The sequence below is a fragment of the Bradyrhizobium sp. WSM4872 genome, assembly GCF_055811715.1.
The window spans coordinates 20,443-45,900 of the sequence record NZ_JBVVPT010000033.1; the positions used below are offsets into that span (position 1 = coordinate 20,443).

The 25,458-nt window shown below is 60.3% G+C and carries 25 protein-coding genes and 2 tRNA genes; 10 read left to right on the forward strand and 17 right to left on the reverse strand.

Annotation, left to right across the window (positions count from 1 at the left end; genetic code table 11):
* Nucleotides 1-57: 57 nt before the first annotated feature.
* Together AC0L3C_RS30695 and AC0L3C_RS30700 are read right to left on the reverse strand one after the other, a co-directional pair.
* Nucleotides 58-2,325: a pentapeptide repeat-containing protein gene (locus tag AC0L3C_RS30695; protein ID WP_473409808.1), complete on the reverse strand. Its 2,268-nt coding sequence runs from the start codon at nucleotides 2,323-2,325 to the stop codon at nucleotides 58-60.
* A 324-nt stretch (nucleotides 2,326-2,649) separates the two neighbouring features.
* Nucleotides 2,650-3,126: a hypothetical protein gene (locus tag AC0L3C_RS30700; protein WP_473409809.1), complete on the reverse strand. Its 477-nt coding sequence runs from the start codon at nucleotides 3,124-3,126 to the stop codon at nucleotides 2,650-2,652.
* A gap of 129 nt (nucleotides 3,127-3,255) precedes the next feature.
* On the opposite strand from AC0L3C_RS30700, the gene AC0L3C_RS30705 reads away from it, so the two are divergent.
* Complete coding sequence (locus AC0L3C_RS30705; RefSeq protein WP_473280318.1) at nucleotides 3,256-3,447, forward strand: hypothetical protein; 192 nt, start codon at nucleotides 3,256-3,258, stop codon at nucleotides 3,445-3,447.
* Between the two features lie 6 nt (nucleotides 3,448-3,453).
* Here AC0L3C_RS30705 and AC0L3C_RS30710 read toward each other — a convergent pair whose 3' ends face one another.
* From AC0L3C_RS30710 to AC0L3C_RS30720, 3 genes are read right to left on the reverse strand one after another with little or no spacing between them, the layout of a single operon-like run.
* Complete coding sequence (locus tag AC0L3C_RS30710; RefSeq protein WP_473409810.1) at nucleotides 3,454-4,701, reverse strand: metal-dependent hydrolase family protein; 1,248 nt, start codon at nucleotides 4,699-4,701, stop codon at nucleotides 3,454-3,456.
* A gap of 17 nt (nucleotides 4,702-4,718) precedes the next feature.
* Nucleotides 4,719-5,216, reverse strand: a complete 498-nt coding sequence (locus AC0L3C_RS30715) for a GAF domain-containing protein (RefSeq protein WP_473280307.1) — start codon at nucleotides 5,214-5,216, stop codon at nucleotides 4,719-4,721.
* Nucleotides 5,213-6,571, reverse strand: coding sequence for an MFS transporter (locus AC0L3C_RS30720; RefSeq protein ID WP_473409811.1), 1,359 nt, complete (start codon nucleotides 6,569-6,571; stop codon nucleotides 5,213-5,215). Before AC0L3C_RS30720 ends, AC0L3C_RS30715 begins: the two co-directional genes overlap by 4 nt.
* A 107-nt stretch (nucleotides 6,572-6,678) precedes the next feature.
* Here AC0L3C_RS30720 and AC0L3C_RS30725 point away from each other — a divergent pair, with 107 nt between their 5' ends.
* Nucleotides 6,679-7,608: a LysR family transcriptional regulator gene (locus AC0L3C_RS30725; protein ID WP_473409812.1), complete on the forward strand. Its 930-nt coding sequence runs from the start codon at nucleotides 6,679-6,681 to the stop codon at nucleotides 7,606-7,608.
* A gap of 157 nt (nucleotides 7,609-7,765) precedes the next feature.
* On the forward strand, nucleotides 7,766-8,797 hold the full coding sequence (locus AC0L3C_RS30730) for an LLM class flavin-dependent oxidoreductase (RefSeq protein WP_473409813.1): 1,032 nt from the start codon (nucleotides 7,766-7,768) through the stop codon (nucleotides 8,795-8,797).
* A gap of 120 nt (nucleotides 8,798-8,917) precedes the next feature.
* Here AC0L3C_RS30730 and AC0L3C_RS30735 read toward each other — a convergent pair.
* Nucleotides 8,918-9,003, reverse strand: a tRNA-Tyr gene (locus AC0L3C_RS30735).
* Between the two features lie 206 nt (nucleotides 9,004-9,209).
* Here AC0L3C_RS30735 and rlmB point away from each other — a divergent pair.
* Nucleotides 9,210-10,040 carry a 23S rRNA (guanosine(2251)-2'-O)-methyltransferase RlmB gene (rlmB, locus tag AC0L3C_RS30740; protein ID WP_473409814.1) on the forward strand — a complete coding sequence of 277 codons (831 nt, stop codon included), beginning with the start codon at nucleotides 9,210-9,212 and terminating at the stop codon, nucleotides 10,038-10,040.
* 61 nt (nucleotides 10,041-10,101) lie between these two features.
* Here the strand turns inward: rlmB and AC0L3C_RS30745 are convergent, their stop codons facing one another.
* Both AC0L3C_RS30745 and AC0L3C_RS30750 read right to left on the reverse strand, forming a co-directional pair.
* Nucleotides 10,102-10,635 carry a hypothetical protein gene (locus AC0L3C_RS30745; protein WP_085383403.1) on the reverse strand — a complete coding sequence of 178 codons (534 nt, stop codon included), beginning with the start codon at nucleotides 10,633-10,635 and terminating at the stop codon, nucleotides 10,102-10,104.
* A 44-nt stretch (nucleotides 10,636-10,679) separates the two neighbouring features.
* Nucleotides 10,680-11,165: a hypothetical protein gene (locus AC0L3C_RS30750; RefSeq protein WP_473258525.1), complete on the reverse strand. Its 486-nt coding sequence runs from the start codon at nucleotides 11,163-11,165 to the stop codon at nucleotides 10,680-10,682.
* 283 nt (nucleotides 11,166-11,448) lie between these two features.
* Here AC0L3C_RS30750 and AC0L3C_RS30755 point away from each other — a divergent pair, with 283 nt between their 5' ends.
* The 3 genes from AC0L3C_RS30755 to AC0L3C_RS30765 all read left to right on the forward strand — a co-directional run bounded on the left by AC0L3C_RS30755 (nucleotide 11,449) and on the right by AC0L3C_RS30765 (nucleotide 12,646).
* A complete protein-coding gene (locus tag AC0L3C_RS30755) occupies nucleotides 11,449-11,958 on the forward strand; it encodes a hypothetical protein (RefSeq protein WP_473258527.1) in 510 nt (169 codons plus the stop codon).
* Nucleotides 11,959-12,125: 167 nt separating this feature from the next.
* Nucleotides 12,126-12,200, forward strand: a tRNA-Thr gene (locus tag AC0L3C_RS30760).
* Nucleotides 12,201-12,325: 125 nt separating this feature from the next.
* Complete coding sequence (locus AC0L3C_RS30765) at nucleotides 12,326-12,646, forward strand: hypothetical protein (RefSeq protein WP_473258529.1); 321 nt, start codon at nucleotides 12,326-12,328, stop codon at nucleotides 12,644-12,646.
* A 1,385-nt stretch (nucleotides 12,647-14,031) separates the two neighbouring features.
* Here AC0L3C_RS30765 and AC0L3C_RS30770 read toward each other — a convergent pair.
* The 8 genes from AC0L3C_RS30770 to AC0L3C_RS30805 form a co-directional block, all read right to left on the reverse strand.
* Nucleotides 14,032-14,223: a hypothetical protein gene (locus tag AC0L3C_RS30770; protein ID WP_473258531.1), complete on the reverse strand. Its 192-nt coding sequence runs from the start codon at nucleotides 14,221-14,223 to the stop codon at nucleotides 14,032-14,034.
* Between the two features lie 128 nt (nucleotides 14,224-14,351).
* Nucleotides 14,352-16,616 carry an alpha,alpha-trehalose-phosphate synthase (UDP-forming) gene (locus AC0L3C_RS30775; protein ID WP_473409815.1) on the reverse strand — a complete coding sequence of 755 codons (2,265 nt, stop codon included), beginning with the start codon at nucleotides 16,614-16,616 and terminating at the stop codon, nucleotides 14,352-14,354.
* Nucleotides 16,617-16,721: 105 nt separating this feature from the next.
* A complete protein-coding gene (locus AC0L3C_RS30780) occupies nucleotides 16,722-16,916 on the reverse strand; it encodes a hypothetical protein (RefSeq protein ID WP_007607496.1) in 195 nt (64 codons plus the stop codon).
* Nucleotides 16,917-17,277: 361 nt separating this feature from the next.
* The gene (locus AC0L3C_RS30785) at nucleotides 17,278-17,553 is read right to left on the reverse strand and encodes a DUF5985 family protein (RefSeq protein ID WP_007607495.1); all 276 of its coding nucleotides are present in this window, start codon (nucleotides 17,551-17,553) and stop codon (nucleotides 17,278-17,280) included.
* On the reverse strand, nucleotides 17,553-17,810 hold the full coding sequence (locus AC0L3C_RS30790; protein ID WP_007607494.1) for a DUF5985 family protein: 258 nt from the start codon (nucleotides 17,808-17,810) through the stop codon (nucleotides 17,553-17,555). The genes AC0L3C_RS30785 and AC0L3C_RS30790 overlap by 1 nt, the downstream gene beginning before the upstream one ends.
* A 2-nt stretch (nucleotides 17,811-17,812) precedes the next feature.
* Entirely contained in the window at nucleotides 17,813-18,184 is a 372-nt protein-coding gene (locus AC0L3C_RS30795; RefSeq protein WP_473258536.1) for an SMC-Scp complex subunit ScpB, read from the reverse strand.
* A 171-nt stretch (nucleotides 18,185-18,355) separates the two neighbouring features.
* On the reverse strand, nucleotides 18,356-18,829 hold the full coding sequence (locus AC0L3C_RS30800) for a PRC-barrel domain-containing protein (protein ID WP_473409816.1): 474 nt from the start codon (nucleotides 18,827-18,829) through the stop codon (nucleotides 18,356-18,358).
* Nucleotides 18,830-19,252: 423 nt separating this feature from the next.
* Nucleotides 19,253-20,050 (reverse strand): Crp/Fnr family transcriptional regulator, encoded by a 798-nt coding sequence (locus tag AC0L3C_RS30805; RefSeq protein ID WP_473280293.1) that lies wholly within the window; start codon nucleotides 20,048-20,050, stop codon nucleotides 19,253-19,255.
* Nucleotides 20,051-20,242: 192 nt separating this feature from the next.
* On the opposite strand from AC0L3C_RS30805, the gene AC0L3C_RS30810 reads away from it, so the two are divergent.
* Both AC0L3C_RS30810 and AC0L3C_RS30815 read left to right on the forward strand, forming a co-directional pair.
* Nucleotides 20,243-22,282, forward strand: coding sequence for a sensor histidine kinase (locus AC0L3C_RS30810; RefSeq protein WP_473409817.1), 2,040 nt, complete (start codon nucleotides 20,243-20,245; stop codon nucleotides 22,280-22,282).
* Nucleotides 22,254-22,928: a response regulator transcription factor gene (locus tag AC0L3C_RS30815; protein WP_354098735.1), complete on the forward strand. Its 675-nt coding sequence runs from the start codon at nucleotides 22,254-22,256 to the stop codon at nucleotides 22,926-22,928. The genes AC0L3C_RS30810 and AC0L3C_RS30815 overlap by 29 nt, the downstream gene beginning before the upstream one ends.
* 673 nt (nucleotides 22,929-23,601) lie before the next feature.
* On the opposite strand, the gene AC0L3C_RS30820 is transcribed toward AC0L3C_RS30815, so the two are convergent.
* Nucleotides 23,602-23,832, reverse strand: coding sequence for a hypothetical protein (locus tag AC0L3C_RS30820; RefSeq protein WP_473409818.1), 231 nt, complete (start codon nucleotides 23,830-23,832; stop codon nucleotides 23,602-23,604).
* Between the two features lie 323 nt (nucleotides 23,833-24,155).
* On the opposite strand from AC0L3C_RS30820, the gene AC0L3C_RS30825 reads away from it, so the two are divergent.
* Nucleotides 24,156-25,457: a cation:proton antiporter gene (locus AC0L3C_RS30825; protein WP_473409819.1), complete on the forward strand. Its 1,302-nt coding sequence runs from the start codon at nucleotides 24,156-24,158 to the stop codon at nucleotides 25,455-25,457.
* Nucleotide 25,458: the final 1 nt, after the last annotated feature.

Here is a 25,458-nt window from a genome sequence, read left to right on the forward strand (position 1 = left end):
ATCCGCGCCGGACGGATGACTTTCGCGATCTCATCATCGCTACCGGCAGGCCTCAGATCAAGAACATCGGAAATATGAAATCATTGACGGCGCTGAGCCCCCCTTTGCGTCTTCGATGAAATAGCCATTCTTGACCGACCACCGGCGACCCACGCCGAAATCATCTCCGCGGCTGCCAAGAACAGAACTGACAAACTCATCAAGGTCCAAACGGCTTCTGAAGCCAGCATACGGCACGAAGCGCAATTCAAAACCAACAATTCCTCCCTTGCACTCAGCCGGCCCGCCAATCAAGAATGTCTTCTCGAAGATGTCCCCCTGCCGGTCCGCACTGAATACGGATGCAGACTTGAACTCGGTCTCGGAGGGGATGTAGCCAAGCGTGCCCTTAAGCTCGTTAAACAGGGACTCTAAGTCGCGAGCCTTCGTAGTCGCCAATGTGTGAAGGAACACCGTCAAATCTCGGCGAACATGACGAGGCAGTTCGTGGGGAAAATCAAAGTCGTACAATCTTAGTGATCGCGGGCTGAAGGTCTTGCGGATCGCCGGAGGACCAGCGACCCCCCAATCGAAAATCCAATCCGATCCGCAGGCTGGACGCTGACGATTGGTCGCCAAGGCGCGTCGATAATCGTCGTCTTCCTCCGCGGACACCACCTCTTGGCCTCCTCGAATTCGCTCATACGGCAACCCTATCGTACCGGCTATATTCGCCCGACTTATGCAATCTATCTTTTCAATGTTTTTGGCATCTGTAAAATCAGCGCCGCGCAGATCCGCCATATATAGGTTCGCGTACTCCAGATCTGCGCCTCTAAATGCAGTGTTTCTTAAGTCAGCGCCGCGAAAGTCGGCGAAGGCAAGTCGCGCCTCACCAAAATCCGCACGTCGCATACTTGCTTCTATTAATCGAACCCTCGACATCTCAGCTGCCCGAAAGTTCGTCGCGACCGCCGTAGACAACTCCATGGTGGAACCACTAAGGGCGGCTCCTTGTAGGCTCGCATCGTCCAGCACAGCAAATTGAAGGTTCGCCTTGTCAAGTCGGGCCTCATTAAGCGTTGCTTCGCGCAAAAAGGCTTCCATAAGGTTGGCGTTACGCAGATCGACGTTAGAAGCACGTAGCTGGTAGGCGTCGACACGTCTGATATCGACGTTCGCCAAATGCTTCTGTTCCTCCGCTAAGGTTGTCTCCCGGAGACGGAGATCTGCGCGAATACGGAGAGCGTCGAGAAGAGAGAGACCGACACGACGCGTCCAAGTATCTAGCTCAGCATACACCTCAAACGGACGACTTGCATTTACGGCCGCGTCTGACGTTGCCAAAAGAGCCAATGGCAGCGCAAAAGATGCAGCAACCAACGCAACTTGCGCTGATCGAAGGCGACCACTAGCCGCTGACCTAAAAGTCGTACGACCGCGCTGCAGAAAGTAACCGGCCCCCAAGATGGAGATCGTGGTCATCGCCGTCAAAATCCATATCCCCGGCCAATCGTGGCGTCGGAGGTATACTGTCCAAGCGGCAAAGACGACGGATGGCACGACCATCCAAGTCAACACATAGAAAGTCGACAGTCGAGCAAGCTCAATTCCATCCAGCATCGACGTACCAGATCTCCGGCGGACATAACTACCCAGCAACCACAGCTCGGCTTTTCGATGCCTCGGTTCTCCGTCAGGAAATATGCTGGGCAGGTCAGCAAACTCCTCCCATACTTGTTGAAGGGTAAGTAGTAAGTATAGCCACAAGGCCACGATTAACGACGGCATCGCCACGACAAAAACGGCAGTCGGCACAGTTATTGTTGTGCCAAGAATTGGAAATGAACCACCGTTCGAGAGCAATGACTGATCGGACACGTTCAGGAGTCCGATGACTAGGGTAATACAAGCGCCGATTACAGAAAAAAGAAGAGTAATGGCCGACTTAGATATCTCCGACAGTCTCTTCAAATTTGGAAAATCAGCCGCGGCCCCCGGTAACGTTGCAGCTTCGAGGTTAGCGCCCGACAACTGCTTCGCGGTCATTCCCCGACAATCCACGAAGTTCGCGCCAGTCAAAACCGCTTGCCGGAAGCTAGTCCCTGCGAGCAAACACCCTCTAAAAACTGCTTGCCGCAAATTACTGCGATCAAAGCGCACGTTGGTCAAATCGCAATTTTCGAATTCGATATGGTCGAGGTTAACATCTGTAATATCGCGATCTTTAATCGACTTCTCGGACAGCCTTGCAGGCTTTCCCTCGGTGCCGCCCGACACAATCCAACGTTCGTGAGAAGCGAAGCAGTTGTCTATATCAAGACAGATCGCATCAATTTCCGCCATTTGCCCCTCGCAAATTCGACTAGAATTGCAGAAGCAGCTCGACTTAGCAACCTCAACGGGTAGACCAGTGGGTCGCCTCGCGCACCCGCTTCATCCCGGAGCAGCTCATCTATCTGTTCGAGCGCACCGCCTGGCCGAAAGCCGCCGCCGGCGCGGCCCGCACGGCGGCGCAAGGGCCAAAGGTCGACATCGGCGCGCGGATGCGGGGGATGTGGCGGTAGACGGTTGCAAATGGACCCGACGTTGCGAGAAGGCTCGGCGCACACAGACGTTGGCGATCGAAGGGGTTTGACGGATCGCATGTGAAGCTAAATTTCTGACTTCCTACTTCCCCGAAAATTGCCAAAGTGAAGAGGCCACGATCATGATTCCTATCAAGCAGACAGCATATCGCGGTGCACCCTTCATGGAGACTTTGTTGAGCCCTACCTCGATTGCGCCAGCGCCAGCTTGAGGCGCTTTATCTTCTGTCTTTTTTCCTCCTTTCTCACTGGCCGTCTTGGCCGTTGAAAAAATATCATCCGGAAGAAATGCACCGCCGAGGGTTACGACTATGCCAAGCATAAGCCTTGGCAGAGGCACAAAGACAACGAATAGTAGAAAAGCCCAAAAAGCGTTGAAGCTTGCGACAACGAGGGCCCATAGCCCGCCAATCCCCCAAACCAGCAGATACCATCCTTCAATCAGTATCCAAATGGGCCACGGAACGCGGATGGTCTCCGCGTGCGCGGTTTCGATCCCCGCCAAGTAGATGGTAACGACCGACAGCACCAGCGCTAACGTTGACATTTTCGGCGACATTGCAAATACCCCCGTGCCTTCGCAACCGAAACTAGAAATACGTATTAGAAAATGAAAACCACACCAATCCACCCCAAACGGGTGTGCAGATCCACACGCGAGAACACAATCTAACGTAGATAGATCAAGTTGTCACTTCGTAGCCAGGCCGCCAAGGGCAACCGCCATGTCTATGCCTCGCGCACCCGCTTCATCCAGAAATCCCTCATCCGTTTGTTCGAGCGCACCGCCTGGCCGAAAGCCGCCGCCGGCGCGGCCCGCACCGCGGCGCAGGGGCCGAAGATCGACATCGGGGCAAAGATGCGCGGGATGTGGCGGTAACGCCGGCTACGCGCCCAGCCGGTCGAACTGGACCTTGCCTGCCTTCATCACCAGCGGAATGTGCTCGCCCTGGCCGAGCAGGCAGGCCACGTCGCGCAGCGGATTGCCGTCGACCACCAGCAGGTCCGCAATGGCTTCGGGCATGACGCGGCCGAGCTTGCCCTCCATGCCGAGCACCTCGGCGCCGATCAATGTCGCGCTGGCGATGACGGCGCGCGGCCCGAGAATTTCGGCGCGGATGCGGAATTCGTCGCTCTGCAGACGCTGCGACGGTCCGAGCAGGTCGCTGCCGAACCCCATCTTCACGCCGGCGTCGCGGTAGATCGTGAGCGAACGCAGGCCGGCGTCGCGGACATCGGCGATCTTGGCCACGCTCTCCGGCGGCAGACCATATTGGGCGCCCTCGTTGGCCAGCGCCTCGTAGGTGACGAGCGTCGGCACCACATAGGCGCCCTTCTCGGCCATCAGTTGCGCGGTCGGAGCATCGACCAGATTGCCGTGCTCGATGGTGCGCACGCCGCAGCGCACCGCGCGCTCGATCGCGGCAGCGGTGTAGGCGTGGGCAAGCACATAGGTCTGACGCCCGCGCGCCTCCTCGACGATGGCGCGGATCTCGTCCTCGGAGTAGCCGAAGGCGCCGACCGGATCGGTCGGTGAAGCGACGCCGCCGGAGGCCATGATCTTGATCTGATCGGCGCCCATCTGGAGCTCTTCGCGGGCCGCCTTGCGCACGCCGTCGACGCCATCGGCAACGCGCGCCAGCGCGCCGACACGCACGCAGCAGGGGCACGGTGCGTCGCTGGCGAGATAGTCCGAGCGCGCCCGCATGTCGCCGTGGCCGCCGGTCTGGCTCAGCGCACGTCCCGAGACGAACAGCCGCGGACCGTCGGTGAGACCGGTCTCGATCGCCTGCTTCAGCGCATGGCCGGCGCCGCCGGCGTCGCGCACGGTGGTGAAGCCCCGCCGCAGCATGCCGCGCAGCAGCAGCGTCGAGCGCAGCGTCACCAGCACGTTGGGCATGTGCACCTGCTGCGCCAAATTGAGCTCTACGGCGATCGCATGCACATGCAGGTCGATCAGGCCGGGCATCAGCGTCTTGCCCTTCAGATCGATGGTGCGGTCGGCTTCCACCTGGAGCGGCCGATCGGAGACCTCCTTGATCAGATTGTCCTCGACCATCACGTGATGTCCCTCGAGGAGGTCCGGCTGAAGCGGGTCGAGCAGAGCGGCGTTCTTGAAGAGCACACGGGACATGACGACTTCCTGTCTGATCAGGACTGGGTGAGCAGCGCGGGCAAGGCGAGCTGGGCGAATGGAAGACACGCTGCGATATCGTCCTCGCCGTACCAGCCTGCCTCATGGAGTAGATTGAGCGAGCCGAGCGTGCGCCCGCGCCAGCACACGGGCATGTTGAGCACGCTTTCGCAGCCGAGCGAAGCGATCAGCTCGTGATCGGAAAACACCTCGCGCAGATCGTCCCGGGTGCGGCCGATATAGCCCTCGCCGCGGTCGAGCACGGCCTCGGTCCACGGCCCCGGCGCCAGGCGCTTGCGTCCGCCCGCGGGGTAAGGTCCGGGGAGATTGGAATACACCCGCGCTGCTTCCCTCGTGTCGTCGTCATAGGTCAGGATCGTGAACAGCTTGTGCCCGATCGCCGATTTCAGGGCGTCGTCCAGCGCCGAGTACAGGGCATCCGGCTGATCCGGCCTGCCCTGCGCGGCCGCCACCGCGCAGAGCAGCGGATCGGATCGGTGTTTCGTCTTCCTCATGCGACTTCGCCCGCCGCGATCTCTTCCAGCGAACGGCCGCGCGTCGGCACCCCCATCAGCACCACGGTGAGCGCGCCTAACAGCAGCACGCTCGTGGTGAGGCCGAACACGCCGGCGAAACCGAAATTTGGATAGAGATAGCCGACCAGGATCGGCGAGACGATCGCACCGATGCGGCCGATCGCGGAAGCGAGCCCGGCGCCGGTGGTTCTGACCGGCGTCGGAAAGACCTCGGCGGTATAGGCATAGACGCCGGCATAGGTCCCGTTCATGAAGAAGGACAGCAAGATTCCCGCCACCATGATGTGCTGGTCGCTCTGCGCGAACGCCAGCCCGAGCGCGCTGGCGCCGCCGAGCACCATGTAGGAGGCGATCGTCGCCTGCCGGCCGATGCGCTCGTTGAAGTACGCGGCGCTGAAATAGCCGGGGATCTGCGCGCAATAGATCGCAATCGAATAGGCGAAGCTCTTGGTAATGCTCATGCCGTTCTGGACCAGAAGGCCGGGAATCCAGACGAAGAAGGAATAGTAGCTGAACGTGATCGCAAGCCACATGATCCAGGTCATGATGGTGACGCGCGCCTGCCGGCCGGCGAGGAGCGCGGCGAAATTGGCAAGCAACGTCCCACCAGTCGCGGCAGGCGCCGCGGCTTCGACGACCGGTTGCGGCAGGACATGGCCTTGGCTCGCAAAGCCGGCCTCGATCCTGTCGAGCACGGCTGCGGCTTCCTTCTCCCGGCCCCGGCTTTCCAGCCAGCGCGGCGATTCCGGCAGCGCCCTGCGCCACCACAGCAGCATGACGACCGGCACCGCGGTGATCACCAGAACGATGCGCCAGCCGTTCTCATAGGCGGGCACGATGAAATAGCCGAGCAAGGCTGCCGCGACGAAACCGAAGGAGAAGAAGCCGGCCAGCGCGCCGGTAAAGCTGCCGCGGTAACGCCGTGCGACGAATTCCGCCAGATAGGGCGCAATGATTGCGCTCTCCGCGCCGGTGCCCATGCCCGCGACCACGCGGGCGGCGAAGAAGGACGACCAGTCGTTCACCGCCGCGCTGACGATGGATGCGACGCAATAGAGCGCCAGCGCCGACATCATCACCGCACGACGGCCGATCAGGTCACCCAGCGTGCCCGCCAGCAGCGCGCCGAACAGGAAGCCGATATAGGTGCTGCTGCCGAGCACGCCGATCTGCACGCTCGACAGATTCCAGGTCGTGCGCAGCACCGGCAGGATGAACGCCAGCACCGCTGCATCCATCGCGTCGAACGTATAGCCGAGCCCGCCCATCAAGAGCAGATGCTTATGGAAGCGCGCGAATGGAAGGCGCTCGATGCGCGCCGAGATCATCGACATGAAAGTCCCCTCTGTCTGGCGGCCCGGCACTCCGCTCATTCCCGCGGGGAACCATAGACAAGGAGATATTATCGTCATAATTTATAATCATGATCTAGTACATCACTGTGGTGAATGTTCTGTCGTTCCGAAAGCTCGACCTCAACCTGCTGAAAGTGTTCGAGGCCCTGATGACCGAGGGCAGCGTCACGCGCGCTGCCAACGCGCTTCTGATGACACAGCCGGCGGTCAGCAACGCGCTCGCACGCCTGCGGGACGCGCTCGGCGATCCCTTGTTCGTCAGGTCCGGCACGGGCATCCGTCCGACCCAGCGCGCCGTGGTGCTGTGGGAGCCGATCGGGGAAGCGCTCGAGACCGTCCGCGGCGCGCTCGATGAGCAGGTGTTCGATCCGCGCCGTGCGCAGACCGAATTCAGCCTGTCGATGTCGGATTACGTGGCTTCGCTGGTGATGCCGAACCTGCTGAACCATTTCGGCAAGGTCGCGCCCAAGGCGCGAATCCACACCGTCCCCAACACCGTCGTGGAGATCGCAGATCAACTCGAGGACAATCGCGTCGATTGCGTGCTCAGCGTCTATGTCAACGAGGCGCAGCAGCCGGCCGCCATCCGCTCGCGCTCGCTGTGGACCGTCGATTACGCCTGCTTCATGCGGCGCGGCCATCCGCTCGCGGAGATGAAGCGGCTGAGCACGCGCAGCTTCCTCAACGCGGGGCATGTCGATGTGAGCCTCGCCGGCAAGACCTTGCCGTCCTACGACCTCTTCCTCGCCTCGCGCGGGCTGTCGCGCAACCTGGTCGCGACCGTCAATCACTACAGCGCCGCCTATGAGGTCGTGCGCCAGTCCGACCTGATCGCGGTGCTGCCGAGCGATTTGCGCTCGCAATCCCGGCACGCGCCGTTCATGCACGCCATGCCGCTTCCGCTCAAGGCGCCGCCGCGCATCGTCAGCCTGTTCTGGCACCAGCGCAACGACACCGTACCGGCGCAGCGCTGGCTGCGCGAGACCCTGGTCGAGATGTTCGCCAGGTCCGACTGAAGCCACGGGCGGCGCGCCCCCCCGACACCATGAAAAAAGGGAAACAATGGGTTTCTCGAAGCAGCATTGTGCACCAGTCCGCGCTGCCTAGCTGCAACCGAGGCAATCCCCTCCCCCAGTGACAGGCGCGCAAGCCGCGCCCGCAGAGATCTCAGCAATGACCGCACCGCTCGAATTCGGACTGGACACCTTTGGCGACGTCACCAGGGACGTCTCCGGCGCGATGCTTCCGCACGCGCAGGTGATCCGCAACGTCGTCGACGAGGCGGTGCTCGCCGACGAGTTCGGCCTCGACTTCATCGGCCTCGGCGAGCATCACCGCGCCGACTTCGCGATCTCCTCCCCTGAGACCGTGCTGGCGGCCATCGCGTCGCGGACCAGCCGCATCCATCTCGGCTCAGCCGTGACGGTGCTGAGCTCGGACGATCCGATCCGCGTCTTCCAACGGTTTGCGACACTCGATGCGCTCTCGAACGGGCGCGCCGAGGTGATCCTCGGCCGCGGCTCGTTCACCGAATCCTTTCCGCTGTTCGGCTTTGATTTGCGGGCTTACGAAGCGCTGTTCGAGGAGAAGCTCGATCTGTTCGCAGCACTGCTGTCGCAAGAGCCGGTGACCTGGGAAGGCAAGCTGCGTCCGCCGCTCAAGGGGCAGCTGGTCTATCCCCCGGTCGAGAACGGCACGCTGAAGACCTGGATCGGCGTCGGCGGCAGCCCGCAATCGGTGGTGCGCGCGGCGCATTACGACCTGCCCTTGATGCTCGCGATCATCGGCGGCGATCCCGCGCGCTTCGCGCCCTTCGTCGATCTCTACCGCCGCGCGTTCAGGGAGTTCGGCCGCCCGGCACAGCCGATCGGCGTGCACTCGCCAGGCCATGTCGCCGAGACCGACGAACGGGCGCGCGAGGAGCTGTGGCCCGACTACAAGGCGATGCGCGACCGCATCGGCAAGGAACGCGGCTGGCCTCCGATGGGCCGCGACGAGTTCGTGAACGAGGCCGAGCACGGTTCGCTCTATGTCGGCTCGCCCGAGACGGTCGCGCGCAAGATCGCCAAGACCGCAAAGGCACTCGGCATTTCGCGGTTCCAGCTGAAGTATTCGGCGGGCCCGCTGCCGCACGAGAAGCTGATGAAGAGCATCGAGCTCTACGGGCGGAAGGTGGTGCCGATGGTCAGGGAGATGATGGGGTGACTTGCGCGCTACGAAAGCCCGCCTGCGCCGTCAGGCTACGGAGCGGCAGCCTCCGTTAGCTTCGCTTGACGCTGATCTGGGCTGGCTCGCCCAGCCGTAGCTCGCGAAGCGAGCGAAGGATGGTGGGGGAGGCAGGACTCGAACCTGCGAAGCCATAAGGCGGCTGATTTACAGTCAGCTCCCTTTGCCACTCGGGACACTCCCCCGCTCGACGGCAGCACAATCGGGCCGGACCTTGCCGGCGACCGAAGACGGCCATGGAACGTGAAGGCCGCGACAGCCCGGATGGGGGCGCGACCGGGCGCGGTTATCGGCGAAGCGGTGGGGTAAAGTCAACCGAGGCGAACAGCTAAAATCGCCCCCGACACCACCCAAATTGCCATATTCCGGGACCCGTGACACAAGCGAGCCCATGAAGGATCGAAAATTCAACCCGAGGGGCCCCCGCGGCGGGTCTAAGCCCTTCAACAGGCCCGGAAAATCGGCCGGTCGCCCGGCCCGGCGCGATCGCGATTCGGACACCGACGGACCTGTCATCCTCTATGGCTGGCACACCGTCACCATGGCGCTCGCCAACCCCCAGCGGCAGATCCGCAAGCTGACGCTGACCGAGAACGCCGCAAGGCGCCTGGCGGACGAGAACATCGCGATCCCGGTCACGCCCGAGATCGTCCGGCCCCAGGAGATCGACCGGCTGCTGTCGCCCGACGCCGTGCACCAGGGCCTGCTCGCCGAGGCCGATCCCCTGCCCTCCCCCGACATCGAGGATCTTGAGCAGGACGGCATCGTGCTGGTGCTCGACCAGATCACCGATCCGCACAATGTCGGCGCGATCCTGCGCTCGGCGGCGGCGTTTGCGGTGAAGGCCATCGTCACCACGGCGCGCCACAGTCCGGAAGCGACCGGCGTGCTGGCCAAGGCCGCCTCCGGCGCGCTGGAGCTGGTGCCGATGGTGACGGTGCAAAACCTCGCTCGGGCACTGACCACGCTGAATGAGCTCGGCTTCCAGACCGTCGGGCTGGACAGTGAAGGCAGCGCGGATCTCTCCGAGGTCACCCTGCGCGAGCCGCTCGCGCTGGTGCTGGGCGCTGAAGGCAAAGGCCTGCGGCAATTGACACGCGAGACCTGCAGCGTCGTGGCGCGGCTCGACATGCCCGGCGAGATCAAGAGCCTCAACGTCTCGAATGCCGCCGTGCTCTCGCTCTATGTCGGCGCCAGCCGTCTCGGGCTGATGAAGCGCTAACAAAACAAAACGCCCGTCCGCATCGCGGACGGGCGTCTCGTTGGTTCAGCCGATCAGGCGATCAGTAATAGCGGCGCAGCACGCGGTGGCCGCCATAGTACGGCGCATGGCGCGGGGCGTAGCCGTAGCGCGGACCGTAGCCGTAGTGCGTGCGCGGCAGATAGCCGGCGCGCGGGCCGTAGCCGTAGCGATACGGACGGTAATACGGGCGGCGGTAGGGATAGGCGGCCGGCGCTTCGACCGCGGCGGCGCGATAACCATAGCCGTGTCCATAGCCATAGCCACGGCCGTAGCCGTAATTGGCGGGCGCAACCACCGCGTCCTCACGATAGGTCGGATACGGCGCGAAGGCGCCCGGGCCGGTGTAGGTCGGGCCCTGGTTGACGTGATAATATTGCGTGGTGGGCTCGGCGAGACGCTCATAGGCGCCGTAGCCGTAGCCGTAGCCGGCCCCATAACCGCCGCAGCCGGTGTTGCAGCCGGAATAGACCGGCGCGACCGGCTGGCACGGATCGAAGCCGCAGGCCGCGGCGGGCGCGGTGGCGGCGAACATCACGGCAGCCGCCGCGACCAGTCCCGAAATCATCTGACGCATTACTCTCTCCTGTTGATTTCCGTTTTTTTGGATTTTGTCGTTTCTTAACCCGGCGGCCTGCCGGGTATCTCTGCATGCGGCCGCGGCCGAGGACGCCGCGGGTGGTCATTGATCTCAGGCGCGAGGATCACCGGCGGCGGATTGACGGGTACGTCCATCTGCGGCGGCAGCGGCGCCGATTGCGCGCCCCAGCTTTGGTAATAGCCCTCGGCGGGCTTGGGCAATTTGCGGTTCGCGGGCGGCTCGACCTCGAGCCGGCCATAGCCGGGCCGCAAGCCCAGCGTCGGGTAGTAGTGGCCGACGTCCGTGGGCTGGCGCTCGGCGACATAGCGCCCGCCATAGATCGTGGGCTGCACTTGCACGTTCTTCCCCAGGCCCCAGGTCCCCTCGACCACGGCATAGGACGCGTCGATGTTGTTGATGATGATGGGCACGCCGGGGCGGCCGGGGACGACGATATCGAAGCCGCCGCCGGCAAACGCCGTCGCGGGCAGTCCGATCAGAAAGGCGGCGAGCGCAGATGCGCGCATGAGGGGATCCCATTTATCCGGCGACAACCTACCCGATGGCGACGCAGAGAGGGTTAAGGCCCTGTCACCAATTGCCGGTAAGCCTAATGTGTAAGGATTGCGCGCCGCTCAAATCCTCCAAAGCGAGCTAGCGAAGCGTTAACGCCGCCGGATCCTGCAGTCCGGAACCATGGCGCGTGCTCACTTCCGTTTGACTATCGCCGACGAAAATCCCCCGGTTTCAGCGGAACGTCCGGCGTCCTTGGCGTTTAGCCCCCGTCAACAAAACGGGAGCCAAACAATCATGAACGTCAAACTTCTCGGAGCCACGGCGATTGCGGCGACCCTGGTGGCAGGCTCTGCCATGGCGCAGGCCGTGATCACCAATCCCGGCCGCTGCGCGGCGCAATTCCCCAACGCCAACTGCCAGAACGTCGGACCGGGAAATCCGTACACCGATAGCGGCTATCGGCATCGTCGCGTGTCCTATCGCCAGACCAACAACGGCGACTGGAATAACGACTGGAACAGGAGCCGCACCGGCTTCTGGCCGACCGACGTCGCCGCCGGCGCGGTCGGAACAGCCGCTGGCGTGGCCGGCGCAGCCATCGGCACTGCGGGCGCGATCGCCACCGCGCCGTTCCGTGCCCCGAACGACGCCTACGCCTACGACAATCGTTGGGATAATTCGTGGAATAATTCTTGGGACAATCGCGGGTGGGACACCCGCACCTACGCCCAGCGCAACGGCTTCGTTTGCACGCCCGGCACCTGGTTCAAGGGCCAAGACGGTCGCCGGCACATCTGCCAGTAAGGCGGCTTGAACCGAACGCGACAGATCAGGCGGCCCTCGGGCCGCCTGATTCATGTCTGCATCGGGGATCGCGGGTTCTGGCACTTTCCGGTCAAGTCTGGTATTGCGGCGCGCACGCGGGCGGATAGACCCGGCATACGCCGGCCCTGCCCGTGTCTCCAGGCGTCGCCGGCTTAGCTCAGCGGTAGAGCAGCGGTTTTGTAAACCGAAGGTCGGGGGTTCAATCCCCTCAGCCGGCACCAACGTTTACAATGACTTAGCGCAGAATGTAGCCCCGATTTTTCTAGATCAAGGCGCGAATGGTGTTGGGGGATACAGGGGCTACACTCCGGTAGTGAAACTCGCAGAGGTGTCAAGCCAGCGAGAGATGCTGCGCCAGAAGCGGGGATGGCGCGACATGCGGTTCTTGCTGCTCTGCTCGAGCTACATTGACCTTGACCGCGAGATTGGCGTCCTCGGTACTGTCACGACACGCGCCGTCCAATACTTGCGCGGTGTGAAGGATGAAAGGCGCGAAGTAGAGATCCTCGCGGCGCCGCGCTCGATTCGGTTGCCAGCATTCCCGGAAGGCGATCGCGAGACGAACCTACTGGCCCTCATGCTCCAATTGTTCGGCAAGTCCGTCATATTCTTCAGTCAGATCCTTCAGCTTTTCAGCGAATTCCGGGTGAGCCGCCCCTTCGGCTAGTTGACGCAACCACACGGCCCTTTTGCGCGACCTTTCCGCGTCAAGATCGATCGGAGCTTTCAGATGCATTTGCTCTTCCTCCTATGCTCACAGAAAAGCCGCCCCGAAGAGCGGCCTTTCCATTCTTGAACGTGATTGTGTGCGGCGTTCCAGCGCCGTCTTTGGCAGACGTCGCAGCATACTCCCACTCCTCGGGAGATTACCATCGTGCAACCCACCAGACCTTTCGTGCTGCCGACAGTGTTGCGCTAGGCTCGCGGACACGCCGTGCTTTCGTGGCTTGATCACCGAAAAACTTTCGAAATGTGCCAAGCCATACAGGCAAGTAGAGCAATGCAGATGCCCCCCTGCCAATTGAGGTTTTTGACACAGAGCCACATTCACGACCGAACCTTCCCGCCCGAACGGATGTCCTGATAGTCAGGATTTTCCCGACGGGCGACAAGCGATCTCCCGACTGCCTGGCGAGCTGCCAATCACTACATTCCGTTCGGCCTAAAGTGATCGTTCATGGAAAATCCCGGCGAAACGCATATTTTTGAGAGCGCCCCGGCCGGCATCTTTTTTCCGCAGCATCAGAAACACGTAGAGCCGAAAACCTTTGCGTGTAGATGCCGGCAAGTCTCAGGCTGCAGGCATGGCCTTGCGTGCGTACACTTACCTGCCTGCTTCTGTCCGCATGTGCAATTGCTTGATCGTCAACTTCACTCTACCCCTCCACGCACGTTGTCGAACCACGCGCTCCTCACAAGAGCCGCTCGGCAGGAGTCATCTGAATGTATGGCAGCCTGCTGCTACTCGTTATTCTAATCGCTGTCTCCGCCTTCGGCCTCGTTGCCTTAGAGGTCGCGGCACGTCGATCGTCTGGCGGTAAATCTCAAGTCACCAGGCCGAAGCGGCGTGTGAGATAATCCACGTTTCGCAGTCGGTCCGCTGGAGATTGCTCAGTCGATAGCGACCGTGCAACGGCAGCTATCGCGGCGGCCTGTCCTTTACCGGCAGATGCGCATTCGGAGGCGAATTCGGTGCGCCACTCGCTGCATATCATTGTCCGCTTCATCGAATGGAACGCCCCGGCTTCTCCGGTGGTCCATCACGCTTTGCTTTGGGATGCTTGTCCAGCAGTATCGATAGAACCCGGGGATGGCGCGCAACCGTAAGCATCAGGCGCTGCTTGGGATCAAGGGCTTCGTGCGCCAGGGTCCTGCGACAGTCGGTGATCTTGCGCGCTTTGCCGCGAGCCAACTCTACTCCCGCTTGACTGATGCCTGGGAGTGCCGACATGCGCTACGCATTCGCCTCCTGGACGATGGCTTCCAACCCACGCCGTGACCGATTGCATTTTGGGCGGGTTTGTAGGGTCGTCTCTACGTCTCGAAAGGCGACTATCTGGTGAGCAGGCCTGAAATCAGGGCCGCAGCGCCGAGGCCAATGAACGACAAGATCATTGGAGGATACAGAACCAGCGCTGCTTCAAAGCGCAGGAACTTCGGTTGCACGCCGGTCCGATCGGGAAGCCCGATGAAGATCAGGATGCCTGCTACCGCAAGCATCGCAGCTCCGATCAGCATGTTCATATTCGCCTTCCTCCACATCACGGAGCAAAAATCGCAAGCACGAGAGTGCGACTGAGCTGTCGTTTTGGAAAGAACCAACCGTACGCTTTGGTACCGATTTTCTTGAAGACCGCTTTTGAAGAGGCCCCTCAGATCTGCTTCACGCCATGACCGGCATTGGTGGCCAGGCCAAGAACCCGCTCGCGAGTGCGACTTCGCGCTGCGTCCACCAGCATCGTGCCTGCCCAGCGATAGACGTTATGCTCCTTGACCTGCTGTCGCATAAGCTTCATGCGCTCGGCCTGCTCCTCGATTGGCATTGTAAGTGCAAGCTTGATAGCCGATGCCATTTCTTCGGTGTCATAGGGATTGACGATGAGAGCCTCGGATAATTCTCGTGACGCCCCGGTGAAGCTCGACAAGATAAGAACCCCAGCGTTGTCTTCTCGCGAGCTAACGAACTCCTTCGCGACGAGGTTCATTCCGTCATGCAGGCTGCTGACGACGCAGGCATCGGCCGCTCTGAACAGCCGGAACACGTCTGACGGCTCGTAGTGCCGCGCGACCAAATGCATCAAGGGTTGGCGACCGCGGTGCCGCTCGTTTATTTCGGCAGCGAGCGCCTCCGCTTCAGCCTGGAGCTTCGAGTACGCGTTGAGTTTGCTGCGCGTCGGTGCTGCGACCTGGATGAAGGCAAGCCGATCTGTCCAGGCCGGATTTCGCGACAAAAGCGCGTCTACAGCCCGCATGCGATCAAGAATGCCTTTGGTGTAATCGAATCGCTCAACGCCTACGATCAGCCTCGTATCCTCCGCCAATCCGAACTGGGCGAGGATGCTAGATCGGCATTCCGTGGGAGGTGGTAGCTTTTCCAGTTCCCTTGGCGGCCATTCGATCGAGATTGGATAAGCACGTATTCTGGTCTCATGTCCTCCAAGGCTGACTGCCTGCACTTCGCGATCGATCCTGCTCTCCAAGAAGCGATCCACACCCTCGATGAAGTTGTTGCAGTGAAATTGGGTATGAAATCCAACAATGGTGCTGCCGAGCAATCCTTCGATAATCTCCGCCTTCCATGGGCAGATGCTGAATGTTTCCGCATTCGGCCACGGAATGTGCCAGAAGGTTATGATCGTCGCCCTGGGCAGGCGCTCACGGATCATTCTTGGAGCAAGCGCGAAGTGATAGTCCTGGACCAGCACAATGGGGTCCTCGGCGCGCGCCTCGGCAACGACTGCATCGGCAAAGCGCTGGTTGATCTGCCGATACATTTGCCAGTCGCTGGACCTGAACGTAGGGCGCACGAAAGCGATATGGCACAATGGCCAGAGCCCTTCATTGGCAAAACCGTAGTAATATCCGTCCTGCTCTTTCTCAGAGATCCAGATGCGCCGAAGCGTGTAGGCCGGGGCTGCCTCGGGGACGCGGAGCCTATCGTGGTCGTCGACGGTCTCCCGATCGGCGCTGCCGCTGCCGTGTGCGATCCAAGTGCCACCGCAGGCACGCATGATCGGCTCCAGGGCCGAGACCAATCCACTCGCCGGCCGCTGCACCACAGTCCCCGCTTCCGAAGTGTTGTGAATGTAGGGCTCCCGATTGGAAAGGACGAGAACTTCGGCGCCCGGGAGGACGCTTTGCAGCACCTCTTGAAGCGATTTCGGCGTCCACTCGATCTGGCTTGTAAACGTAACTTGTTCGGCGCTACGCAACAGCTTGTGAATTTCTCGATCAATAGACGAGCCACCGAGTTGAAGGTGCACTCCCTGAGCACCTCGACGGACCTCCTCGACCGCGCGTCGCAATGCCTTCATCCAGCCGCGCATCATGAGGACGGCGAAAATGATCGTGCCAACGGTCAGGACCAGAACGACGCCGGCAAGCGCGGCAAGCAGATACGCCAGCACCTGGCTGGACCTGGCCGCCGCGAAGCTGAGGTCGGTTAGAATGACGAGGTAGGAACGACCTCGGCTACTCGCGATCGGAAACGCAGCTACAAGAATTCGTCGCCCGCCGCTGGCGATGCTTGCGAAACTCTCGTTCTCGGATTTGGCCGACTTTTCACAGGAGAAGCTCGCCGGCATCTCCGGTGTTGGCGCGAGCAACGAGCCTTCCGGATCACAAAATCCAACCGCGAGAATCTTCTTGTCGAGCGCCACTCTCTTGAAAAGGTCCGAGAGCCGGTCCCAGGCCTGGTCTTCCACATCACGACTAAGCAACGGCTGGATGGCGTTGAAGACCAGCTTGGATCTGGCTTCAACATCGCTTCGCGACCACTGCTGTACGATTCCTCCGGTAAATGGCGAGATACCGAACGCCACGACTGCGGCTACCGCCAGGCCGAAAATGCCATAGCGGAAGAACTCCTTGTACGATATCGGGGTCACTCCGGAGCTACCCCGACTGTCCGCAGGCATTTGCTCAAGCCGTCTAGCAGGCGCAGCTCTCGCGGCGCATTGGGCACTGCCGATTGCGCTAAGCAATAGTGAGCGAACATATACCAGACCAAAGGACGGCTGCTGTTAGCTCGGATTGGCGAGCCGCTTCCCCTCCTCAAAGCCCGTACGCTCGTTGTTGCAGGTGAGACAAGTCGCACGTGCCATTTGCGTACCGTGGATTGCCAGCCGTTCATGCCGATGCGGCGTCTTTTCCTCGCAAGACAGGCAGTACGCTTGCGGAAAGACATTGAGTGCCGTTTGATTCGATTTGCTGATCATGAAAGCCCCCTGCGCAATATCCTTCGGAGGTCGCCCGCGAGCAAGCAACAGCGGGGCAGATCGGCTACCTATTGTACAGAACTGTACCGTGTTTCGTCACATAGCAAGCTGTGCGCGCTCTGCCGAAGATCACTCCTGTCCCACACAGCAGCCCGCCAACGTGCGGGTGAATTAGCGCGCGGCGGGAGTTGGAATCCCAGCGTTCCTCGGCTGGGGTCCGCCCCTCCTGACGGCATGACCTGTCCATCCGTCCCGGGCAAGGTCGGTGGTCGATTCCCCTGCCCGTCGTTCAAAGCGCGAAACCGGTTGTACGGTTGCACCCCGACTAACCTTGCAAGTCAGCGCCTCTTGAATTCGCGCTTCACTTGCGCTTCTTCGGCAGCGCGTTCTTCCCGACGATCGAAAGCGCAATCAGACCGAATGTGATCAGGCGCGGGATGAAGTACACCGGCTCGCTCGCATTCGTCACTTGCACCACAGCCAGGACAAACCTCGCGACGGCGTCGATCACAAACGCAGCCGCAAAGAGCAGGAAAAAGGTGTCGCCCGTCTTACGCCAAAACTTCAGGAAATATATGCTCGCCAGGAGCGATGCGAATGCCGTCGCACCTGAAAGAACGGGATTCAAATGGTCCATCAGTCGGCCTCCCAGATCATGCCGATAAGCAGGACCGTCATGGCGAACAGGCCGATCGATAGACGCACGGCGGAAAGATCAACTTGAGGAAATACGATCTTATCGATCCAGAGAGCAGCATTTTCGAAAGTCAGACCCGCGAAGCAGACCGCGCTCCATAGGAGCAACTTCGACCTGTTACCGATATATGCCCGAATGAGCAGCCATGCACAAAAGCCGCTCGTGATCGCGCAAAGTGTGTAAATCACCGCAGCCATGACTAATCCTTTCGAATCCTGAAGGCATCTGAAAATGCCTGGATGCGGTGTGGGCTGTTGTGGATGATATGTGTGATCGGGATCAAATGCCGCGAATACGCCAAGGCCAAGCTATCGACCACTGGCCGCAATTCGGGCCGCGGCGCAAACGCATAGATCCCCGCTTCGCCGTCGAGGAAGCCATCCTTCCTCAGGGACGCTAGAGCATCGGCCATCTCGGTCTTGCCCGCGTAAAGGCGTGCAGCGAGCGACTCCACGTCGAAGCGCTCGCCGGGCCGCTTGTGGAAGAACAAAAGGGCTTCGAGCTGCGCCACAGAGCGAATGTAGCGTCGGACAAGCTCCTCTACCTCTTCCGGCAGTGCTTCATCAGACATCGTCGACCTCAGCCAGCGGCAAGCAAGCTGATCGATTCAATGCGGAAATTCAAGACTGCTTTTCCTGCCACTACAAATCTAAGCCGACCGGATCAAAGACAACTGGAAAAGGCGGCGTCGTCTCAGATGACACCGCCGATAAGCATGCTGGAAATAGGGACCGAGATCGGCTCAGTACTTGAATTCGGGCATCTTCTTCAGCTGATCCTTGTTGGCGTTCAGCACCACGTGATCCGGATACCAATTGTCGCTTCGGTGGGCCGACGTTGATGCGCTTCCCGTCGTGCTCGTCGAACCGGCATTGCCGGTCTTTCCAGCGCCATCGCTGGACGCAGTCTTCACCGGTTCTTTGGCGAATTTGAGCTGATCGAACGTTACGGCGACGTTGTGTTCGCCCATTCCAAGGAATCCTCCCACCCCGATCACCACGTTGGCAACCCGCCCGCTGGAATCAAGGATCAGATCATTGATGTCGCCGATCTTCTCGTTGCTATTGTTATAGACGTTCACGCCAACGAGTTTCGATGCACGCCATTCGCCTTCCTTGTGCATGGAGGCGGTCGAGGCAGCCGGCTGCACGTTGGGCGCCGCGGTCGTCGCGCTGTTCTGGGACGACTGCGCCATGACCGGCGTAGCCAGCAGCATCGCGGAGGCAAGAATGCAAAGTGATGTCTTCATGACGATTGCTCCTAGTTGTGTTGGATCATCGTCAACTCATCGCACGCTCGCAAGTTTCGTTTTCCTGAATGCGAATGTACGCTCCCGCACGAGACTTATCCGACCAACTTGAGGCGGCTGCGCATCTTTTGATGAAGCATTGCACGTGTCACGGAAGGGTTGCATATGATGAACTCGACCATAGCGATAATGTCGTCCCTGGTGCGATTGCAGCAAGGGTTCTCGTAAGCGGCAAGAAGCCTTTGGGCCTCCTCCAAGGCTCCCACCAGAACTTCGGTATCGGTTCGGATCCGGCTTTCTTGCGATGACATCTCCGCCTCTATCGCTTCAAGAATATCTGGATTCTATTGGCTGCCGTACAGGCGACTTAACGGCAGTAGGGAATCGCGTTCACGAATATGCAATGCGGAGGGGCGGCACCGCACAAGGACGGTTGTGCGCCGACAGGATTATCCCCTGACAATCGCAAGACATCGCTTTCAGCCTGGCCTCGTCCATGACGACGATCCCTGCTCTGCGACAGCCAATCACTCCGTCGCGCATCATACTCCCGAGAGCGACCGTAACGCCGGCGCGCCGGACCGCGAGAGCATTGGCTATGTAACTATGCGTGAAAGGTATCTCGCGAGACCCGAGCCTGTCGCTGGCAACCAGGAGCCACCGCGCGAGGCGCTGGTGCAGCGTGTGCCTGGAATTGCAGGCTGATAGCTGCGAACTGTGAATCAGGATCGCCTGAACATAGCCTAAAAGCATCTTTTCAAGCTCGACGTCCCTCTTGATCAAAGAAATCAGCTGATCGGACTGGATCCGAAGCGCTTGGCCCGGCACTCTCACGCTGCAGCGGTGCGGCGAAACGTGCATGCCCAGGACCAACGGCACGCCGACAAAATCCTTCATCCCGAGCGTATGGATCTCGACCGGCAGGCAGTCGCCCGCACGGGTCGTGACAGAACACCCGCCGGACTCGATGAAGTAGGCATGGCGAAGAGGAGTGCCGCGATCGTAGAGAATTTGTCCTTTGTTCAGAGACACCGTCTCGCAGCTTTCGAGCAAACGGCACTGCGATGAAGCCGACAGTCGGGAGACGAGTTCGTTGCGGCTAGTCCCGCAGAGGGGCTCGTCCAAACCAAGCCGCTTCGAGTTGAATTCGTTTTCTATCAACCGCAGCGGCGATGAAGAATGTTCCATGTCAAGCCCAATTCTAGACCGCTACAATGATTGCCTGTACGATGGGATCGATCGAGCGATCCTGGGAGTCAGGGTGACCGATAGTAGTGTCGGGAAAAACCTGACAAGAACCAGAAAACATCGAGGAAGTGCCAGCACGTGGGCGTTTTGCTGTCTCATTTGATACGCACCCGCAGGGAGGCGCCCACCTCAATGTCCCGTCGCGCAGCCCGCCGCCCCTTGATTCTCGTCTTCATCGCGGCAGCGATGCCTCTTGCGCTTTTTGCGGGTTGGGTCGTTTTCCTGAACGCGCAGCAGCAGCGCAGGGGTTCTCAGGCTGCCGCCGTGGAGACGCTCGATAGCGTCGTCAACCGGCTTGCCTCCGAGATCAGCCTCCAGCTCGAGATCGCCGAGACCGTCGCGGCTTCCGCAACACTCGACAAGCCGGACCTTGACGCGTTCTATCGGGAAGCGACGCGTGTCAACGAAGCACGTCCTCTTTGGCAGACGATTCAGCTCGTCGACCCCGACGGGAATCAGGTGCTTGATGTCAGCCGTCCACTCGGAGATGGGATGCGCGCCACCGCCGACCGAGAGAATTTCGAACAGATCCTGAAAACGAGAAAGCCGGCGATCGGCGGAATTGGGCCACGTGGTCCCATCACCGGCAAACGCGTGGTGGCCGTCAGGGCCCCCGTTGAGCGCGATGGGCAATTGAAGTTTGTCCTCACGGTGGCCTTGGTGCCCGATGCAATAAGCCAGATTTTGAAGAGCGCAGGAGCCCCGGCCGGCTGGGTGGGTTTCGTGGTCGATGCCAAGGGGAACATCGTCGCCCGCACCTTCGGTGAACAATCCGAACTCGGACAATCTGCCAGCGCTACGGTCCGCCAGGCGATAGCCTCAGCGCCAGAAGGAAGCTACGTCAAAACCACGCCTGCCGGCGAACAAGTCGACTCGATCTACAAAGTCATCCCCGGAACCAGCGGATGGTCGGTCCATTTCGGAATACCGACGCAGGAACTGAATGGTCCCGTCCAGCGCTCAGCCATTTTTCTTGCCGGGGGTGGGGTATTGAGCTTTGTCTTGGCTCTGACTTTGGCCTGGTACACCATACGCGACATTTCGCTTCGCCGGCGCGAGCAAGAGGCGCAGGCAGCATTGGCACTCAGCGCAAGTGAAGAGCGACGGAGGCTGACGATCGATGCCGCAGATCTCGGCGTGTTCAGCTGCGATTTTGCGAGCAGAGAAGCGATCGTGTCGCCCCGCGCCCGGGAGATGCTCCGGATAGACGGTTCGCGCTCCGAAGGAGATACGATCGTTCCGATAGGTCGGATACTGAGCTGTATTGATCCCGCCGACCAGCGGAACTTTGAGGCTTCCTTGCTGAGTTGCCGTTCGGGAAACGTGGCGATTGCTGATTTCCGGACCGCTCCCCCTCACAGCCGGTGGCTGCGGGCCAGCGGACGGCTGTCTCGACTCGACGAAAACAACCTAGACGTCGTGTATGGCGTCATTCTGGATATCGACGAGACCAAGCGAGCTGAGCTGGAGCGACAGCAACTGCTTCGACGTCTTTCCGAAGCGGAAGAAAATGAACGCCGTAGAATCGCAAGAGAGCTTCACGATCAGATCGGCCAGACGGTCACAGGTCTCCTTCTCGGTCTAAAGAACCTGGAGCCGCTTCTTGGCACGAGCCCGAAACGCAAGCTCGGATTGGAGAGGCTCAATTGGTTGCAAGGACTCGCGAGAGGGATTGGGCGCGATATCCATCAAATCGCCTCTGACCTGCGCCCGACCGCCCTTGACGACCTGGGCCTTTACAAGGCGCTGGAGGCATTCTGCGCGGAGATCCAGCGCCGGTTCGGGATCAGCGTGGATTTTCAGCCTCTGGGCAGAAGAGATCGTCTCGGCCAGGACGTCGAAATCGCGGTCTACCGCGCCGTCCAGGAGGCCGTGAACAACGTCGTCAAACACGCGCAAGCTCGAAACGTCAGCGTGGTCATCGACCGACGCACAACTGAGCTTAGGATCGTCGTCGAAGACGACGGGAACGGCTTCGACTTTCAGGAATTCTCGCAGGGCGAGAGCCGCCACGCAAAATTGGGCCTGTCCGTCATCGAGGAGCGCCTCACGCTGCTCGGTGGATCTTTGGCGATCGAATCTGAACCCGGCCACGGCACCTCTCTTTTCATGAGAATACCGGTACCAATAGAGGAGATGGGCTATGTGCCCGATCCGGATCACGTTGACTGACGATCATCCGCTTGTTCTGGCCGGAATGAAGGCGTTGCTTCAGGACGTGCATGACATTGAGATCGTCGGGGAAGCAACGGATGGACAGGCCGCCCTAGACATCATTCGCCAGGCCACACCGGACATTGCCATCCTGGACATTTCACTTCCCGGTATCAGTGGCCTCGAAGTTGCTCGAACCTTAGCGACGCAGCTTCCTCAAGTTCGTCTTCTGGCGCTGACCGTGCACGAGGATCACGCCTACGTTCAGCCGATGCTGCAAGCGGGAGCTCGCGGCTATTTGCTGAAGCGCTCTGCGGCCGACGAGCTCGAGCGCGCAGTTCGCGCGATCGCTGGAGGTGGTTTGTATCTGGATCCAGCAATAGCGGAGAAAGCACTTCCATCCGCGCAGGGCGCCCACTCGTCTTCCGGCGCTTCCACAGCCGGCGAGCTGACACCGCGCGAGAGTGAGGTTCTCAGATTTATCGCGCAAGGCTTCAGCAACAAGGAAATTGCCAATCAGCTAAGCATCAGCATCAAGACCGTCGAAACTTACAAGGCCAGGGCGGTCGAAAAGCTCGGACTGTTCACGCGTGCCGACATCGTGCGCTACGGCGTGGCCCTTGGCTGGTTGAGTCATTCGGGAAAGAGTGCGGATCAAGTTTGAGCGGGAAGTAGGTGGGCCAAACGGCCCTGCATGGCATGAGGACGTCAGGATTATCCCGACAGGCCCCGCTCATCTCCTGACTGCCCGATGGGACGCCGTCCACTATCTTCCATGAAGCGGACGAGAGAACCAACGCGAATCGCCGGCCGAACGGCTTTTGCACTCCGCACCTTTTTGGACGGATCAAGTTGCTTGGAGGCATATATGAGAAATGTACTTTTCCGAGGACGTGCCCGTCGTCGGCTCTTTGCACAGTATGAGAAACTGCCCGAGCTCGCGACCCGGACGAACTCGCGGCTAGATGCCCGCACCGCTAGAACCGCGGGCATTTTCCTCGCTTGCGTCTACATCACCTGTCTCCTGTTCTCGGCGTACGCGATTGCTTGATGGCAACAGGCGTGTGAGAACCGACAGAATCACGAAGTTGGATTCATTGTCCCGATCCCTTGCAGGAACTCGTTCGATTATGGATACAGTCGTGGTTCTCCTGGTCCTCGGTATGTTGTTCACGGCTCTTTGTTTTGCGGCGCTGGAGATCGCGGCACGTCGATTTTCCGGACTTTTGGACGTCAGCTTCCGATGTAATGTGCGGCGCACCCATCTCACTGCGCGATGAAGATTGCTGTTATGCAAGATGAGGGCCGCCTCGATCGACGGCCCTCCAAGTTTGCGTTTATCGGCAGACACGCACGTGCTTGACGATACGCCGACCATGATAGCCGCGCGTGACGATGGCTCGCACGGTGCAGACCCTCCGATGATGATGATAGTGATAGCCGGCCTGCATCGTCTCGGATGTTGCCGCTGCGCCGACCGGTGGCGCCATCATCGCATTGGCAGGAACCAAGAACTGAGTGCCCGCAAGCAGAGCAGCGGCCGCAAATCCATAGGCGATTTTCTTCATGGTTTTTCCTTGTCGTAAGCCCCCTCCGCACTTCTATGTCGTTGCAATGAATGCGGAGTGAACGACGATAATGCAATCGTCGTCGCGATCTTTCGCCGCAGATGCAGAAATGGATAGCTGACTCCGTCGCGGAGACGGCTTGGGGATTGAGGCGCATCCTAATCCGCTTACCGTCCCGCAGGAACTGCCGAAGTCGCTTTTGATTATTCACGTCTCAAAAGTCGCCATCTCGAACGCACTACCCTCATTGGGAGTAGAGCGAACAGCGGCCTTAACGGGAGGGAGTGAACAGGCACTCTCGCCAGGACACAAGGGAGCCTGCCGTGCTTTCGCTGATGGATGTTGCTGCCGTTCTGCTGACATTGTCTGCCGTCTTCGGCTGGCTCAATCACAAGTTCCTGCCGCTCTCCCGCAGCGTAGGTCTTCTCGTGATGAGCGTCCTGACGTCACTGCTCCTGATCGGCTTGGATGCGGCGTTTCCCACAATTCAACTACTAGACCAGCTTGCCAACGGGCTCCGGCAAATCGACTTTGCCGAAGTCGTGGTGAATGGGATGCTTGCATTTCTGCTGTTCGCCGGCGCGTTGCACGTAGATCTGGACACGCTCAGAAGCCGCGCCATTCCGGTATTTATTCTGGCCGTTCTCGGCACCTCAATTTCAACCGGCCTCGTAGGCCTGATGTTCTGGTTCATCTGCGGCCTTTTACACCTACCCGTATCGTTGGCTTGGGCGTTCGTGTTCGGCGCGCTGATCAGCCCGACTGACCCCGTTGCTGTCCTGAGTACGCTTCGCAACACCAAGGTGCCGAAAGAGCTGCAGATCGAGGCGGAAGGCGAGGCATTGTTCAACGACGGCGTCGGGATCGTTCTGTTCACGATCATGCTTCGCTTTGCGAGCACCGGAGACGGCGCTCAGGTTTCGGCCGCCGATGTCGCTGAGTTACTCGTTCGCGAAGCTGGTGGCGGATTAGTGCTGGGCTTGTTGACTGGCTATGTTGCGTATCGCGCGATGCGGCTCATCGACGACTACGCCATCGAGGTGCTGATCTCCCTTGCCCTCGTCACTGCAACCTACGCACTTGCGCTGCATCTGCACGTCAGTGGCCCGCTCTCCATGGTCGCCGCGGGCCTCCTCATCGGCGACCGAGGACCTCGATACGCAATGAGTGAGCGGACACAAGGATATCTGTTCGCGCTCTGGACCCTCATCGACGAAATTCTCAACTCGGTCCTTTTTCTGCTCATCGGGCTGGAGACCTTGATACTGCGCTTCGATCCTCGCAGCCTCGGTCTGGCAGCAGCGACGGTGCCAATCGTTCTCTTCGCCCGCTTTGCGTCCGTTTCGGTTCAACCATTCCTGTTCGGATGGACTCGCCTGCTCTCCTTGCGCAACGCGCCCTTTCTCACCTGGGCCGGCGTCCGAGGCGGAATTTCAGTTGCACTCGCCCTGTCCGTGCCGGATGGCCCGGCCAAGGCCGCAATGCTCGCCTCAACCTATGGGGTCGTCCTGTTCAGCATCATCATTCAAGGCTCGACTCTAGGCTGGGTGGCAAAGCGGACCGTCGGACAATACGTCTCGTCTCGAACTGTCGCTGAAGCGCGGGGCGACAAGCGCTCACTCTAAC